This is a genomic window from Mesorhizobium sp. ISC25, assembly GCF_042295465.1.
Classification (GTDB): domain Bacteria; phylum Pseudomonadota; class Alphaproteobacteria; order Rhizobiales; family Rhizobiaceae; genus Mesorhizobium.
This window is the reverse complement of sequence record NZ_CP135441.1, coordinates 1,172,607-1,186,808: the sequence shown is the minus strand read 5'-3', so window position 1 is coordinate 1,186,808 and position 14,202 is coordinate 1,172,607. Positions and strand designations below refer to the sequence as shown.

13 protein-coding genes are annotated in these 14,202 nt (G+C 60.6%); 7 read left to right on the top strand and 6 right to left on the bottom strand.

Annotated features, from left to right (window positions below):
- Position 1 precedes the first annotated feature (1 nt).
- The 6 genes from RQ479_RS05800 to RQ479_RS05775 all read left to right on the top strand — a co-directional run bounded on the left by RQ479_RS05800 (position 2) and on the right by RQ479_RS05775 (position 6,449).
- Positions 2-1,072 (top strand): LLM class flavin-dependent oxidoreductase, encoded by a 1,071-nt coding sequence (locus tag RQ479_RS05800; RefSeq protein ID WP_376704407.1) that lies wholly within the window; start codon positions 2-4, stop codon positions 1,070-1,072.
- Entirely contained in the window at positions 1,069-2,544 is a 1,476-nt protein-coding gene (locus RQ479_RS05795; RefSeq protein WP_376704406.1) for an aldehyde dehydrogenase, read from the top strand. The genes RQ479_RS05800 and RQ479_RS05795 overlap by 4 nt, the downstream gene beginning before the upstream one ends.
- Before the next feature lie 83 nt (positions 2,545-2,627).
- Positions 2,628-3,647, top strand: coding sequence for an ABC transporter substrate-binding protein (locus RQ479_RS05790; protein ID WP_352517118.1), 1,020 nt, complete (start codon positions 2,628-2,630; stop codon positions 3,645-3,647).
- 66 nt (positions 3,648-3,713) lie between these two features.
- Positions 3,714-4,574: an ABC transporter permease gene (locus RQ479_RS05785; protein WP_376704405.1), complete on the top strand. Its 861-nt coding sequence runs from the start codon at positions 3,714-3,716 to the stop codon at positions 4,572-4,574.
- Position 4,575: 1 nt separating this feature from the next.
- Positions 4,576-5,376: an ABC transporter permease gene (locus tag RQ479_RS05780; protein ID WP_376704404.1), complete on the top strand. Its 801-nt coding sequence runs from the start codon at positions 4,576-4,578 to the stop codon at positions 5,374-5,376.
- Positions 5,373-6,449 carry an ABC transporter ATP-binding protein gene (locus RQ479_RS05775; RefSeq protein ID WP_376704403.1) on the top strand — a complete coding sequence of 359 codons (1,077 nt, stop codon included), beginning with the start codon at positions 5,373-5,375 and terminating at the stop codon, positions 6,447-6,449. The genes RQ479_RS05780 and RQ479_RS05775 overlap by 4 nt, the downstream gene beginning before the upstream one ends.
- Positions 6,450-7,046: 597 nt before the next feature.
- Here RQ479_RS05775 and RQ479_RS05770 read toward each other — a convergent pair.
- The 4 genes from RQ479_RS05770 to RQ479_RS05755 form a co-directional block, all read right to left on the bottom strand.
- Entirely contained in the window at positions 7,047-8,084 is a 1,038-nt protein-coding gene (locus RQ479_RS05770; RefSeq protein WP_352466240.1) for a phosphatidylglycerol lysyltransferase domain-containing protein, read from the bottom strand.
- A 266-nt stretch (positions 8,085-8,350) separates the two neighbouring features.
- Positions 8,351-9,073 (bottom strand): glycosyltransferase, encoded by a 723-nt coding sequence (locus RQ479_RS05765; RefSeq protein WP_352517119.1) that lies wholly within the window; start codon positions 9,071-9,073, stop codon positions 8,351-8,353.
- Between the two features lie 108 nt (positions 9,074-9,181).
- On the bottom strand, positions 9,182-9,955 hold the full coding sequence (locus RQ479_RS05760) for a glycosyltransferase family 2 protein (RefSeq protein ID WP_376704402.1): 774 nt from the start codon (positions 9,953-9,955) through the stop codon (positions 9,182-9,184).
- Positions 9,956-10,068: 113 nt separating this feature from the next.
- Positions 10,069-11,232 (bottom strand): glycosyltransferase family 4 protein, encoded by a 1,164-nt coding sequence (locus RQ479_RS05755; RefSeq protein WP_376704401.1) that lies wholly within the window; start codon positions 11,230-11,232, stop codon positions 10,069-10,071.
- Between the two features lie 200 nt (positions 11,233-11,432).
- On the opposite strand from RQ479_RS05755, the gene RQ479_RS05750 reads away from it, so the two are divergent.
- A complete protein-coding gene (locus RQ479_RS05750; protein WP_376704400.1) occupies positions 11,433-12,413 on the top strand; it encodes a glycosyltransferase family 2 protein in 981 nt (326 codons plus the stop codon).
- Between the two features lie 30 nt (positions 12,414-12,443).
- Here the strand turns inward: RQ479_RS05750 and RQ479_RS05745 are convergent, their stop codons facing one another.
- Both RQ479_RS05745 and RQ479_RS05740 read right to left on the bottom strand, forming a co-directional pair.
- Complete coding sequence (locus RQ479_RS05745) at positions 12,444-13,139, bottom strand: sulfotransferase (RefSeq protein ID WP_287061299.1); 696 nt, start codon at positions 13,137-13,139, stop codon at positions 12,444-12,446.
- Positions 13,140-13,153: 14 nt separating this feature from the next.
- A complete protein-coding gene (locus tag RQ479_RS05740) occupies positions 13,154-13,933 on the bottom strand; it encodes a sulfotransferase domain-containing protein (RefSeq protein WP_376704399.1) in 780 nt (259 codons plus the stop codon).
- Positions 13,934-14,202 lie beyond the last annotated feature (269 nt).

The following is a 14,202-nucleotide window of genomic DNA, read 5'->3' as shown; positions in this document are numbered from 1 at the left end:
GATGAAGTTTTCGCTTTTCGTGCACATGGAGCGATCGGATCCGGCCAAGCCGCATTCCGAGCTTGTCGGCGAGCTGGAGGAGCTGGTTCTGCAGGCCGAAGAGGCAGGATTCGAGACTGCCTGGATCGGCGAGCATCACGGGATGGAATTCACTATCTCGCCGAACCCGTTCATCAACATCGCCTGGCTCGCCGCCAAAACCAGGCGCATCCGGCTCGGAACAGGAACCATCGTCGCGCCGTTCTGGCACCCGATCAAGCTTGCCGGCGAAGCGGCGATGGCCGACGTCATCACCGGCGGCCGTCTAGACATCGGCATTGCGCGCGGCGCCTACGCTTACGAATACCAGCGGCTTTTCCCAGGCCTCGAGGCCTGGGGTGCCGGCCAGCGTATGCGCGAGATGGTGCCGGCGATTCGCGGCCTGTGGGATGGCGATTTCGAACTCGCCGGCGAGTTCTGGTCGTTTCCTTCAACCACCTCGTCGCCCAAACCGTTGCAAAAGCCTTATCCGCCGATCTGGGTGGCCGCACGCGATCCGAACTCGCACGACTTTGCGGTTTCCAGCAAATGCAACGTCCAGGTGACGCCGCTTGCCTCCGGCGATGGCGAAGTGGCCAGCCTGATGGAGCGTTTCAACGCGGCGTGCAATGTCCACCCCGACGCATCAAGGCCGGAGATCATGCTGCTGATGCATACTTTCGTTGCCGAGGACGCCGCGGAGGCTGACCGGCTCGCGCAGGATCTGTCGCAGTTCTACTGCCAGTTCGGCGCCTGGTTCCAGAACAAGAAGCCGGTGCGTCAGGGCATAATGGAAGCGCTGACCGAGGACGAGATCGTGGCGTTGCCGCAGTATGCGCCAGACAAGATCAGGCAGAACCTCGTCATTGGCGAAGCCGACGAGGTGATCGCCAGGCTGAAGGCCTACGAAGCGCTCGGCTACGATCAGTATTCGATCTGGATCGACAGCGGCCTTTCCCATCAGCGCAAGAAGAAATCGCTGCAGCTCTTCATCGACAGGGTGATGCCGGCCTTTTCCGGGCCGAAAGCTGGACCGAAAGCTGGATTGCGATGAGCACCACTCAATTCAGGAACTATATAGACGGCAGCTTCGTCGAAGTGGCGGCGACCTTCGACAGCATCGATCCCTCGACTGGCGCGCCATGGACGACGATGCCCGCTGCATCGTCGGATGATGTCGACCGCGCCGTCGAAGCCGCTCACCGGGCGCTGCGCTCCGCCCCGTGGGCAGCCATGACGGCAACGGCACGCGGCAAGCTTCTGGTGCGGCTCGGCGATCTGGTGGTCGCCAATGCCGACCGGCTGGCTGAACTCGAGACGCGCGACACCGGCAAGATCATCCGCGAGACCCGCGCCCAGATCGCCTATGTCGGCGACTACTACCGCTATTATGGCGGGTTGGCCGACAAGCACGAGGGCTCATTCGTCCCCATCGATAAGGCCGACATGGAAGTAACCATCCGGCCCGAACCGATCGGAGTGGTCGCCGCCATTGTGCCGTGGAATTCGCAGCTCTTCCTGTCCGCCGTCAAGCTCGGGCCGGCGCTGGCGGCCGGCTGCACCATCGTTCTGAAAGCATCTGAAGACGGCCCTGCCCCGTTGCTGGCCTTCGCCGAACTCGTCCATGAGGCGGGATTTCCCGCCGGGACCGTCAACATCCTGACCGGCTTCGGCCACGATTGCGGTCACCGCCTGACCAGTCATCCGCTCGTCGCCCGCATCGCCTTCACCGGCGGTCCCTCGACCGCTCGGCAGATCGTCAGGAATACGGCGGAAAACCTCGCCTTCACGACGCTCGAGCTCGGCGGCAAAAGCCCGGTCGTGGTGTTCGCCGATGCCGATCTGGACAGCGCCGCCAACGCGGTCGTTGCCGGCATCTTCGCTGCCACCGGCCAGAGCTGCGTCGCCGGCTCGCGGCTGCTGGTCCAGCGCTCCGTGAAGGACGAATTCCTCGCCCGGCTCAAGCGCAAGGCCGAGGCGATCAGGATTGGCGATCCGCAGGATCCCGCGATCGAAATGGGACCGCTCGCCACCTCGCGCCAGCGCGAATGGATAGAGAAGATCATTGCTGAAAGCCTGGCCGCCGGCGGGCGGCTGGTCACCGGCGGCATCCGCCCCACGGGCATGGCGGATGGCTTCTACTACGCGCCGACGATTATCGACGCGCCTGATCAGACCCTTGCCTGCGTGCGCGAAGAGCTCTTTGGCCCGGTGCTCTCGGTGCTTGCCTTCGACAGCGAAGCGGAAGCGCTTTCGCTCGCCAACGACACGAAGTTCGGTCTGGCGTCCGGCGTGTTCACCACCAATCTGGCACAAGCCCACCGGATGGCGCGCGGCATCCATGCCGGCGTGGTCTGGATCAACACCTACCGAGCGGTCTCGCCGCTGGTTCCGTTTGGCGGCTACGGCCAATCCGGGCTCGGCCGCGAGGGCGGCCTCGATGCGATCCGCGACTACACGCGTTCGAAATCGGTGTGGATACGCACCTCCGACGACCCGATTCCCGATCCTTTTGTCATGCGGTAGCCGCCGCTGGCCGGAGATGCGCGATCAAGGCGAAAACGACCGATCGCGAACAGACAACAACGAAAACAACAGAGGAGAACGACATGAAACTGATCATCACCGGCATCCTTGCCGGATTTATTGCAACGACAGTTCTGGCAACGACGGCCGCGAAGGCCGAGGACATGGTGTTCACCAGCTGGGGCGGGACGACCCAGGAAGCGCAGACCAAATCCTGGGCCGAGCCGTTCACGGCCGCATCCGGCATCAAGGTCATGCAGGACGGCCCGACCGACTACGGCAAGCTGAAGGCGATGGTCGACAGCGGCAGTGTCAACTGGGACGTCGTCGACGTCGAGATGGATTTCGCCATCAAGGCGGCCAAGGACGGTCTGCTCGAGCCGATCGACTTCAAGACCGTGCCGAAGGCCGACCTCGATCCGCGCTTCACCACCGATCACGCCGTCGGCAGTTTCTACTATTCCTTCGTGCTCGCCTGGAACAAGGGCGCCGTTTCGGGTGAACCGGCCGGCTGGGCCGACATGTTCGACCTGACGAAGTTCCCGGGCAAGCGGACCTTCTACAAATGGTCGGCGCCCGGTGTCATCGAGATCGCGCTGCTGGCCGATGGTGTTCCGGCGGACAAGCTCTATCCGCTGGATCTCGATCGCGCCTTCAAGAAACTCGACACCATCAAGTCGGACATCGTCTGGTGGGGCGGCGGGGCGGAGTCGCAGCAATTGATCGCATCCGGCGAAGCAACGTTCGGCCAGCTGTGGAACGGCCGCGTCTTCGCACTGGACAAGGATGGCGCCGATGTCGGTGTCTCCTGGAACCAGAACCTGACCGCAGCCGACGTTCTGGTGGTACCGAAGGGTGCCAAGAACAAGGATACGGCGATGAAATTCCTCGCCGCGGCGAGCGGCCCCGCTGGCCAGGCCAAATTTGCCGAGGCCAGCGGTTATGCGCCGATCAACACCAAGGCCAAGGCAGAGATGCCAGCCGATGCCGTGAAATCGCTGCCGGACGCTCATGTCGACGGACAGATCAATCTCGACATGAACTACTGGGCCGCCAATCGCGACACCATCGCCGCGCGCTGGTACGCCTGGCAGGCGAAATAAGCCCGCCCTTGAACCGCAATGGACGAGACGGTTCGCGCCGTCTCGTCCCGTAGCCGGGTCGCTGTCATGTCGGTTGAAACACGCCGGAACTTTGGAACGGTGCGGGTGCCGGCAGGTCTCAATGGCCTGCTGCCGGCCCTGATTCTGATTATGCTGTTCTTCGTCGTCCCCGTGCTGGCGCTGCTTTTGCGCAGTGTCACGGAGCCCGAGCCAGGCTTGCAGAACTATGCTGCCCTGCTTGGTGACGGCACTTATGTGCGGGTGTTCTTCAACACATTCCTGGTCGCGGCGCTGGTCACCATCGTCACGGTCCTTGTCGCCTTTCCGGTCGCCTGGCTGCTGGCGATCATGCCTTCGGGACTGGCCTCGATCATCTTCGGCATCATCATTCTGTCGATGTGGACGAACCTGCTGGCCCGCACCTATGCCTGGATGGTGCTGCTGCAGCGTACCGGCGTCATCAACCGGACGCTGATGACCATCGGCGTCATCGACCAGCCGCTGCCGCTCATCAACAATCTCACCGGCGTCACCATCGGCATGGTCTATATCATGCTGCCCTTCATGATCCTGCCGCTGGTCGGCACGTTACGGGCGATCGATCCGATGACGCTGCGTGCGGCGTCGCTGTGCGGCGCAAGCCCTTTCCAGGCGTTCCGCCGCATCCTCCTGCCGCTGTCGCTGCCCGGCGTCGCCGCCGGTGGCCTGATGGTCTTCGTCATGTCGCTCGGCTACTTCGTCACGCCGGCACTGCTCGGCGGCACGTCGAACATGATGCTTGCCGAAATGATCGCGCAGATGGTCCAGTCGCTGCTTAACTGGGGGCTCGGCAGCGCCGCAGCCTTCATCCTGCTTGTCGTCACCATGGTTCTCTACGCGCTGCAGCTGCGCCTTGTCGGTGCCAGGCGCATGAGCGGAGGCATCTGAGATGCTGCTCGACTATGACCGCATGGGTTGGCTACGGGTTGCCCTGCTCGGCTTCACCGCGCTGGTCGGCGCCTTTCTTCTGCTGCCAGTGGTCTTCATTGTCTTGCTCTCCTTCGGCTCGTCGCGTTGGCTGGCTTTTCCGCCGCCCGGCTGGACGCTCAAATGGTACCAGAAGCTTTTTGCCGATCCGGCCTGGCTCGACGCGGCGCTGACCAGCGCTCGGATCGCCACCATGACGACGATCCTGGCAGTAGCGATCGGCCTGCTCGCCTCCTTTGCTCTGGTTCGCGGACGGTTTGCCGGACGTGAGATCCTGCGCGGCCTGCTGCTGACGCCGATGGTCCTGCCCGTCGTCGTCTTCGCCATCGCAATCTACGCCTTCTTCCTTCGCCTCGGCCTCGGCGGTACCACCATCGGCTTCGTCATCGCCCACACCGTGTTGGCGCTGCCCTTCGCCATCATTCCGATCGCCACCGCGCTCGAAGGGTTCGACAAGTCGATCGAGGACGCGGCAATCGTCTGCGGGGCAAGCCCGCTCGAGGCCAGGCTCAGGATCACCTTGCCGTCGATCCGGATCGGCATCTTCTCCGCCGCGATCTTTTCCTTCCTCGCCTCGTGGGACGAAGTCGTGGTGGCGATCTTTATGGCCAGCCCCAGCTTGCAAACCTTGCCCGTCAAGATTTGGGGCAGTCTGCGGTCGGACCTCAGTCCGGTGATCGCCGCCGCCTCCAGCCTGCTTGTCGGGCTGACGCTTGCCCTGATGCTGGTGACGGCGCTGCTGCAGCGAAAGTTCCGGACATGACCCAGCCTTTCCTCTCCATCCGCAATCTGCGCAAGGCGTTCGGGGCGATCGTCGCCGTGCACGACATCACGCTGGACATTCCCAGGGGCGAATTCCTGACCTTCCTCGGGCCCTCCGGTTCGGGGAAATCGACGACGCTCTACGCGATCGCCGGCTTTCAGGACCCGACTTCCGGCGATGTCGTGCTGGAAGGAAAATCACTGCTTGCAGTGCCTTCGCACAAGCGCAATATCGGCATGGTCTTCCAGCGCTACACGCTGTTTCCGCATCTGACGGTGGCCGAAAACGTCGCTTTTCCGTTGCGGGTTCGCCGCCGGCCGGACGCCGAGGTGAAGAAAAAGGTCGCCGACATGCTGGCCCTGGTGCGGCTCGAAAGCTTTGCCGGGCGCTTGCCCGGTGCGCTGTCGGGCGGCCAGCAGCAGCGCGTCGCGCTGGCCCGGGCGTTGGCCTACGATCCGCCGATCCTTTTGATGGACGAGCCATTGTCGGCGCTCGACAAGAAGCTGCGCGAGGAAATCCAGAGCGAAATCCGCCGCATCCATCGCCAGACCGGCGTCACCATCCTCTATGTCACCCACGATCAGGAAGAGGCGCTGCATCTGTCGGACCGGATCGCTCTGTTCAAGGATGGCCGCATCGAGCAGACCGGCACCGGCGAGGATCTCTATCTCAGGCCGGCGACCGATTTCGTCGCCGGCTTCATCGGCAATTCGAATTTCCTCGCCGCCGAACATCTCGACACCACCAACGGCAAGACAACGATCCGCATGACAGACGGTTCGATCATATCCGGAGTCAGGGCCAACGGCACGTTCGGCAAAGGCCAGAAGACCAGGCTGATGATCCGCCCCGAAGCCTTTAGCATGGAGCGGAGCCCGGCGAGCGCTGAACTGAATGTCGAGATCGTCGACATCGCATTTTACGGCGAGCGCCGGCGGATCGTCGCGCGCATCGCCGCTGGACAGGAGGTTGACATCAGGCCGACCTCCGCCGCCATGCAATCGCAGGGTGTGTCGCCCTGCAGCCGGCAGGTCTTTTTCGATCCGGCGGCGGCGTTCCTGTTTCCGGCTTGACTAAGCCGCGGTGGATCGCCGCCATCCAACGCTTCGCAGCGATGGAGGCGTGCTTAGGACAAGTTGTGGTTCGGTCCATTATCAACTTCGGTCGGCAAGCGCGTAACGTGTTCGACGCTACCGGCGGCTGATTGGATGGCGGGGGCAGCTCCTCTGTCCATTGACAGTCGTCATGCTCGGTTGGAAGATGAAGAAGGTCAGTGGCGATAGCCATACGGGAAGGCAATGGTCCAACCGCCAGATACCGAACACCATCCTGGCAGCGTCGTCGCGGTCATCGTCATTTGTTTGATCATCGTTGCTTTGTTCTTCATAGGCTTCAGATTCTCAAGGCCGGGCCAGGGTACTCTCATTATTCCTGGCGGTACGCAGCAGCAATAGTGAATCCGCTCGCTGGCGCGCTGATGCGGAGCTGTTCTCAGGCTGCCAAAAGTGCCCCGGACGAACTGGGGCGAAGACCGCAAGAATGGTCCGGCGCTTCGCAGCCGGTCTTTTGCATCCCGCCGCGGCATTCCTTTCCCACCTAAACGACCAAACCTGGCCGGTGTGAGGTCGTCGACCATACTGGGAGACGACGAGCCCTTCATCCACCAGGTACTAGACGGCCCTGATCAGCCGGAGCAGAGAAAGCGCTTCGAAAAAGCTCCCCTTGCGAAAGGCAAGATAGGTCGGCTCTTCGACACCGTGGAACCGGCGCTTGAAGGCCGCCTGCCCCTGCAGGTTGAAACGGGTGCGATTGACCCAGGGCGAGTCATAGGCACGCTGGAAGGCGCGCCGCCAGAAATCGCTTTCGGCAAACCCGCTAGGTCCGATTTCGACAAGCGGCGACAGGCCGAGGGTGACGGCGGAAACACCTTCGTCGCGAAAACGGTCGACCGCAAATTTGGTCAGGCCGATCTCGGCATGCGCCGAGGCATCGATGTGCTTGCGCTTGAACGAGGTGGTGTAGCCGATGATCTTGCCGTCGCTGAACAGCGGATCGAAATCCAGCAAGGCCACGAGCTCCCCATCCGGACCGTGCAGGACGAAACGGCGCATATCGACGCCAAGGTGATCGGCAAAGGGCCTGTTGAGAAATCTCATCTCCCAGCGCTTGACGATGCGGTCGGCTCGCCAATTATGGGAGAGCCTGGCAATCTCGTCGAGGAAGACGGTCCCGTTGTCCTCCGCGAAGGAAAACCCTTTCCTCAAGAGCCAGCGTTCGGAATAGCGCACTGTCTCATTGCGCTTTCCGGAAAAGTCGTGTCCGGGCAGGACAAGCTTGGTGTCAACGCCGAGGCGGTTGACCTGATAGTCAAGCCCGGCAAGCACGCGCGCCGTCTGTTCGCCGATCTGCACGAACCACGGGCTGCCGGCAGCCTCGATGAAACGTCTGATATAGTCGCGCCGAGCGGCCGGATCAGCCACTGGATCACCGAGCGCGAAATGATGTCGCGTTTTGCTGCCGTAAGCGATGTAGCCGTGGGCATCGCCGAAGTAATGAAGCCCCTTCTGCACGGCGGTCGAATAGGCAAGGGAAAAATCACCATGGCGACGAAGCAGCGCCAGGCGCTCGACATGGTTCAGCTGCAGCCGCGGTATTTTAGGCCCGCGGTTTTCCAGGAATCGATCGAGGCGTCTTCGCAGTGACGGCATGGTCGACTTTCGCGTGCCGGCTAGGCCGATGAAAGAGCTGACGGACCCCAAACCGATCATATTACCGCGAGCTGATCCTTAACTGGGTGCGGCATGCTTACACGGCCTAAACTGCCAGATTCCTAGGCGCAATCTGCCCCCGGTCCCGCCCAAAGGCGCACCGCGCATTGTTGTCGACGCCCAGCGCCTGACGGCTGGTTGCTGCGCCCTTGGCGACACGAAAATCGATGCCACTTCGGAAGCGCTCAGGTCACCTGCCGATGCTCTTATCGAACTGCGCTCTGAGAAGATTCTGCTTGATCGGAAGCCAGGAACTCGTCGCGTTCTGCTATCCACAAGTCGGCGTAGTCAACATTCTGCCACTCGGCAAACCACGGGCCGCCGCTGGTATAGTGGACCGCCTTGGGTGTGCCGACCGCAGGCTTTTCGTTCCAGCCTTCGAGCCAATTCCACTCTACTGGCAATGAGCCCAAATCCTTGTCGGCAACCCACTGCATTCGGTGAAGATAGGCGCCACTTTCCTGATTCACGACCTCTGGCGTAAGCGATTTGACCGAAGGATGCGCGCAATTGAACAGCATCAGCGACGACCAGTTTTTCCGAGGATAGGATGTCTGGACCACGCCATCCATCTTGGTCGTGGCCTTCGGCGTATAGTCATGCTGGACGCAATAGACCGCCTTGTCCGAGTCAGTATATTTCAGCAGGCCCGCGACGTCACCAAGCCACAGGAAATCGCAATCGCAAAACAGGGCCCAACCCGTGTAGTCGGCGAGAAAGGGCGTCAGAAAGCGCGTGTAGGTGAACTCCGTCGAGGCGAGCGGATCTTTTTCCCGCCAATACAGCCCGCGGTCACGCATCTCGTCCTGTTTGATCGGAATGACGGAGATAGGCGCCGACGCATGTTTGAGCAGCGAATGCCGCGCGACGTCGTACGCGATCGGCTCACGGCTGTCCCATCCGATAAATACCCTAAACGCATCAGTCATATTCACTACCCTGGCTTTCTATTTTAACGGTCGTACACTAACTAGTTGGCGATGGCTCGGCAACAATGGCGGTCAACCAAGCCGGTTTCTCACAGATTTGTCCTGGCCTCAGCCTTGCTTTTTTGGGTGGACCTGGCCTCGCATTCCCAATGCGACACGCGCCCATTTCTGATAGGTGTAGCTGGCCGAATACGCGGCCACCATCGCACCAATGGAACCGTCCAGAAATCCCAGCCGGAAAACATAGCTGCGCACATAGGCCCAGACGGAGCGCAAGACCGCCTTGCCTATCGAGCTTTTTTTGCCCTCGGCAATCAGTTGCGCGGCGGACGCTTCTGCGTACCGGCCGATCTTGTCGTGGGCATCTGCCAAGTCGGTGATGGAATCGTGCTCGATCGGCTGGGATAATCGGCTGACCTTCCCGTTCACCAATACCTTCTCGTGCACGGTGTCGTCGCTGAAGCGCCCGGAACGGCGACGGAAGAGCCTGAGCACCAGATCGGGCGACCAGCCGCTATGGCGGACAATGTGCCCGCAAAAGCGCGATCTTCTTGGTATTTCGAAGCCGTCATAAGCTTTTGGGTCGGCGATTGCGGCCCTGATTTCCGCGCCGAGCGGCGCCTCCACCCACTCATCTGCATCCAGCGAGAGGATCCAATCCCCCGTTGCCGCGGCCAGCGCACGGTTCTTTTGCGCGCCGAAACCGGGCCAATCAACAGTCATCAGAACCTTGGCCCCCAGAGCACCGGCAATCTCCCTGGTCCTGTCGCTGCTGTTGTTGTCGAGAACGACGATCTCATCGGCAAAATGGACCGACCGAAGGCATTGCGCGATGGACGCCTCCTCGTTGCGGGTGATGATAATGACCGAGAGCGCCGGCACGGTCAGAATGTTCCGGCATCAAAGCTGCCACTGTCATTCGAATGCATCTGCAGCATCGGCTCCCGGCCTGTTGGCACACTGAGGGTACTAACCTGATCTAACAAAGTCGAAAATCATTCCAGATCAAGGCTTTCATACAGCACCATCATTCGCTTGATCATGACATTGAAATCATAGTGTTCGGCCGCCGCTCTCACCCTGGCTGCGGTCTCAGGTCGTGACGCCAACCGCAGCGCGTGCGCGAGCGCTGCTGCGAGGTCGCTTTCGCTGGCCGCATCGCAAACGAGCGTCGGCTCGAACCGCTCGACAAGCTCGCGCGCTCCGCAGCCGGTGCTTACCACAGCAGGCAAACCGCTGGCCATCGCTTCGATGACCACTGTGCCGAAAGGATCATAGATGGAAGGCAGCACGGCAATATCGGCCGCGCCGTACCACGGCAGCATGTCTTTCTGCGGCCCAAGCATCTTGAGCCGTGCGCCGAGACCGAGCCTGTCACCGGCCTGCCTGAAGGCGTTGGCGCGCGAATCATGGCCGATGACCCACAATTCAGGCTCGCCATCGAGCCTGGCGACCGCCTTCATCAATGCAAGCAGTCCCTTTCGCGCAAAGCCCGAGCCGACAAACAGGACGACCGACCTGTTTTCGTCGACGTCGAGCCGCGCGCGGACCGCGGCCCTATGCAGCTGGCGCAGCTGCGGGCTGAAGCGGTCGAGGTCCACGCCGTTGGGGATATGGTGCACATTTTGCGCCGGATAATCGTAGTGACGGACAATGTCGTCGGCCACCATCTTCGAGATCGCTATGACAGCTTTGAGCCGAGGGCTGGCATAGGTTGCGCGTTCGAGGCGCAGCGTCTGGCGGTGAAAGGGGCTCAGCGCCATCGCCGCCCTGCCAAGCCGCGTCTCGAAACGCCGCCGCTCGGCAAGATAGGCGGCATGAACGCCCTCCCCGGCCCGGAAGACGTCGCAGCACGGGAGGCGATCGTTGCTCTGCACCAGGGCCGGTGGCATCTCGGCGATCTTGCGGCAGGCGGCCTGAGCAAAGGACGTTGCCCGCAACGAGCGCGGAAAGCGGCGGCCGGCACAATGGATGAATTCTATGCCTTCATAACGCGGCCAGTCGCCGGAGAGCACGGCCACCCGCCGCTGACGCGCGGCGAACGCCGCCATGATGTTTTCCAGCATGATCTCGCCTCCACCAAAAGGCGCATAACGCTGGCGCACGAACAGGATCGGCCTGTCGAATTGAATTTCGGTGCCACGAATGCCGGCGTACATGGGGTCTGGGCTCCGGCCTGTTGCCATCCGACGATGTCTATAGAGGCCAGCGCGCATCGGCAACACTTGGAAAGCTCACCCGCCGGAACTCCGCAACTGCTTGCGATTTGCCTAACGGTGCTGCATGTAGAAATTAACTGCAAACAGCGGATCTGCGCCAGCTCCAGCCGGGCGGTGACGCCATGAGGGGAATCGACGGCTTGAGCAAAGCAACCTGGCCCGCCATTGTCCGCCGGACGATTACCGACACCGCCATATATCGGCTGAGACACACCTTCGGAAGACGGGCAGAAGTGTCATCGCTGCGGCCGATAACGCCCCTTAAAGCGAATGACCTGCCTTTGATCCTCGTCATCCGCAACGAGGCGGACAGGCTACACCCGTTCCTGAAGCACTATCGCGAACTCGGCGTCACCAGATTCGCCGTCCTCGATGATCGCTCGACAGACGGAACAGCTGAGCTTCTGGCCGAGCAGCCAGACGTCGATCTGTTCAGCTCGCCGATCACCTATTCGCAGTCGGACCTGGGAAACCTTTGGCGGCAGCGGATTGTGCGGATTTATGGTCAGCCTCGCTGGTATCTGACCGTGGATGCGGACGAATATCTTGTCTATGACGGCATGGATCAGCATCCGCTCGGTGCGATGGCCGACTGGCTCAAGCGGCGCGGAATGACACGCCTGCTAGCGCCGATGATCGACATGTATCCGAGCGGAAACATCTGGGACGTACCCTTCGATCCCATCGTGCCGCCATGGCAAGTTGCGGACCATTTCGACGGCAGCGGCTATGAGGTGACGAGGAGCCCCCGGCATCTCAAGATCACAGGCGGCCCGAGAACCCGGCTTTTCGCCAGGCAGCACAAGTTGACCAAGTTTCCTTTGATATATGTTGATCGCCAGACGATTTTTACGTCGATTCACTCACCGCTGCCCTACTGGCGAAACTATATAAAAGGATTGGCCGGCCTGCTTCATTTCAAGTTCTTCGCCGATTTCAACGACAAGGCGCAGGTCGCGGTGGCTGAAGGCCAGTATTGGAACGGCGCTTCCAAATATCGCCAGTATCATGAGGTATCGAGCGGTAAAGCCGCTCTCAGCGCGATGAGCGAACAGTCAATGCTGTACGAAGGAGCTCACAGCCTGTTCAAAACGGGTTTGATCGACAAGATTGATTGGTAGACGGCATTTCCAGCAGATGCCGGACCGACATCATGCATAACCGAATGCTTTCATAAGCTGGGCACCTCGTCCTTGTACCAGGTCTTGTAACTCGGCGTTTCCGAGTTCGGAGCGCCATCTCCCGCTTCCGTCGTAGATCGGCTGATTGACCTGTTGGTTCCGGAGCACCTCATGTTGCGTCTCGACGCTGGCGTCGGTCGGCTTGAACCATTGCTGCGGGTTCTTGTGGTAGTCGAGGAGATCCGGGCTGAAGGTCACATCGAGAAAGCCGCAGATCTGCTCGACGACTTTGGCCGGATTCTCGACCAGGTCCTCATAGCGATAGATCAGCACATCCGGCTTTCCCCGTTCCGCAAAAACCAGCGCATTGTCGTTGATCCAGCGGTCGAGAGCCTCCTTTGGGTCGCCAAGTCGTTTGATCAGGGACGCTACGACGTCGCGCCCATCTCGCACCGGCATGACGAAACGCGCGCCGGGCACGAGCCGGCGAATGCGGGCGACACGGCGGATATGCCGCGGTGTCTTTTCAAGCAGCACGTTCTTTCCAGCATCGAGCGCCGCCCGCTTCAGTTTCCAGAAGCGGAACATGGCCAGTGGCGTCCACTTGAAGAAAATGTTGGTTTCCTGGAGCGGCAAGTAGACGTCGGGATGCGACGCAAGGATCGTCGCAATCAACGTCGTCCCGCTATGGCCGCAACCGCAAATGAATCCGGTCCGCATCACCATGTCGGCAATGCTCCCTAACCCAAGGCGACCCGGGCGCGGTTATCGACGCGAGCGTAGCACAAGCCGTTGGTGCTAAAGACCTTGTCCAGATTCTCCCAATATTCGAACTTAGCCAACTGCTCGTCACAATAGGCCACGTCGTCCTCGGAAAGATATTCGCCGTAACCGCCTATCTTGCCCTTGCGCACCTTGAAGCTTTCGGGATCATTCGCATCGCGGGGCTGTAATATCTTGCCGTATCGATCGGACAGATCACCGGTCGATTCACTCACTTTCATCTTGTCGAATGTTCGGTTATTCGCCACCTCGACAAGCGTCCGATCGTCAGCCTGCAGGTTCAGGAATCCAAGGATCGCGCGAAGGACACCAGCTGTATCCCGATGCATGTCTTCATATTGAAGATACCGGATTTCGCGCATCCGGGGCATTGCCGCAAACCAATGCAGGTTAAATCTGATGATCTTTTCAATCCCATGATTGTCGCTTCTGATAAAATCGCTAAACGATCCCGCTGGAAGCATATGGCGTTTCTGAACCTGAAAGTACCCAGAGACCACCGTATCTCTTGGATCGCGAACCAGCATTATTGTCCTTCTCTTCTTATATCGCGATTTATTCTCTTTAAGACTTGATTTTGGTCTAAGTAGCTTGTGGTCGGTTCCATCGTGAATGTATTGAACTTCAACGCCGAGATCGTCCAGCATGACACGCAGCCAGGTGCGCCCTGATTTTGGAAAGGATACGATGAGAGGAAGAGGCGGCGCTTTGGCCTGAAACAATTTCAGAAAGGACATGGGAGAGATCTCCTTTAGATTATCAGAGCTGGCGCCCGAACCGCTGCCGGCCAGACCAACCCCATCGCTGGGCGCCTAAACCTACGGCTGGTTCGAACACAAGGCAGAAATGCTGGCAAGAATTGCGATCCTCTGCGGGGCGAATTGGGCCTTTACTATATCCCGGTTCGGAATGCCTTATGTTTTTTTGGCCTGTTGCGACGACTGTTCGACACGGGCGCTCCATTCCGCGGTCCGTCGGCGGAACCCCTTAATGCGCATCGCGTCGA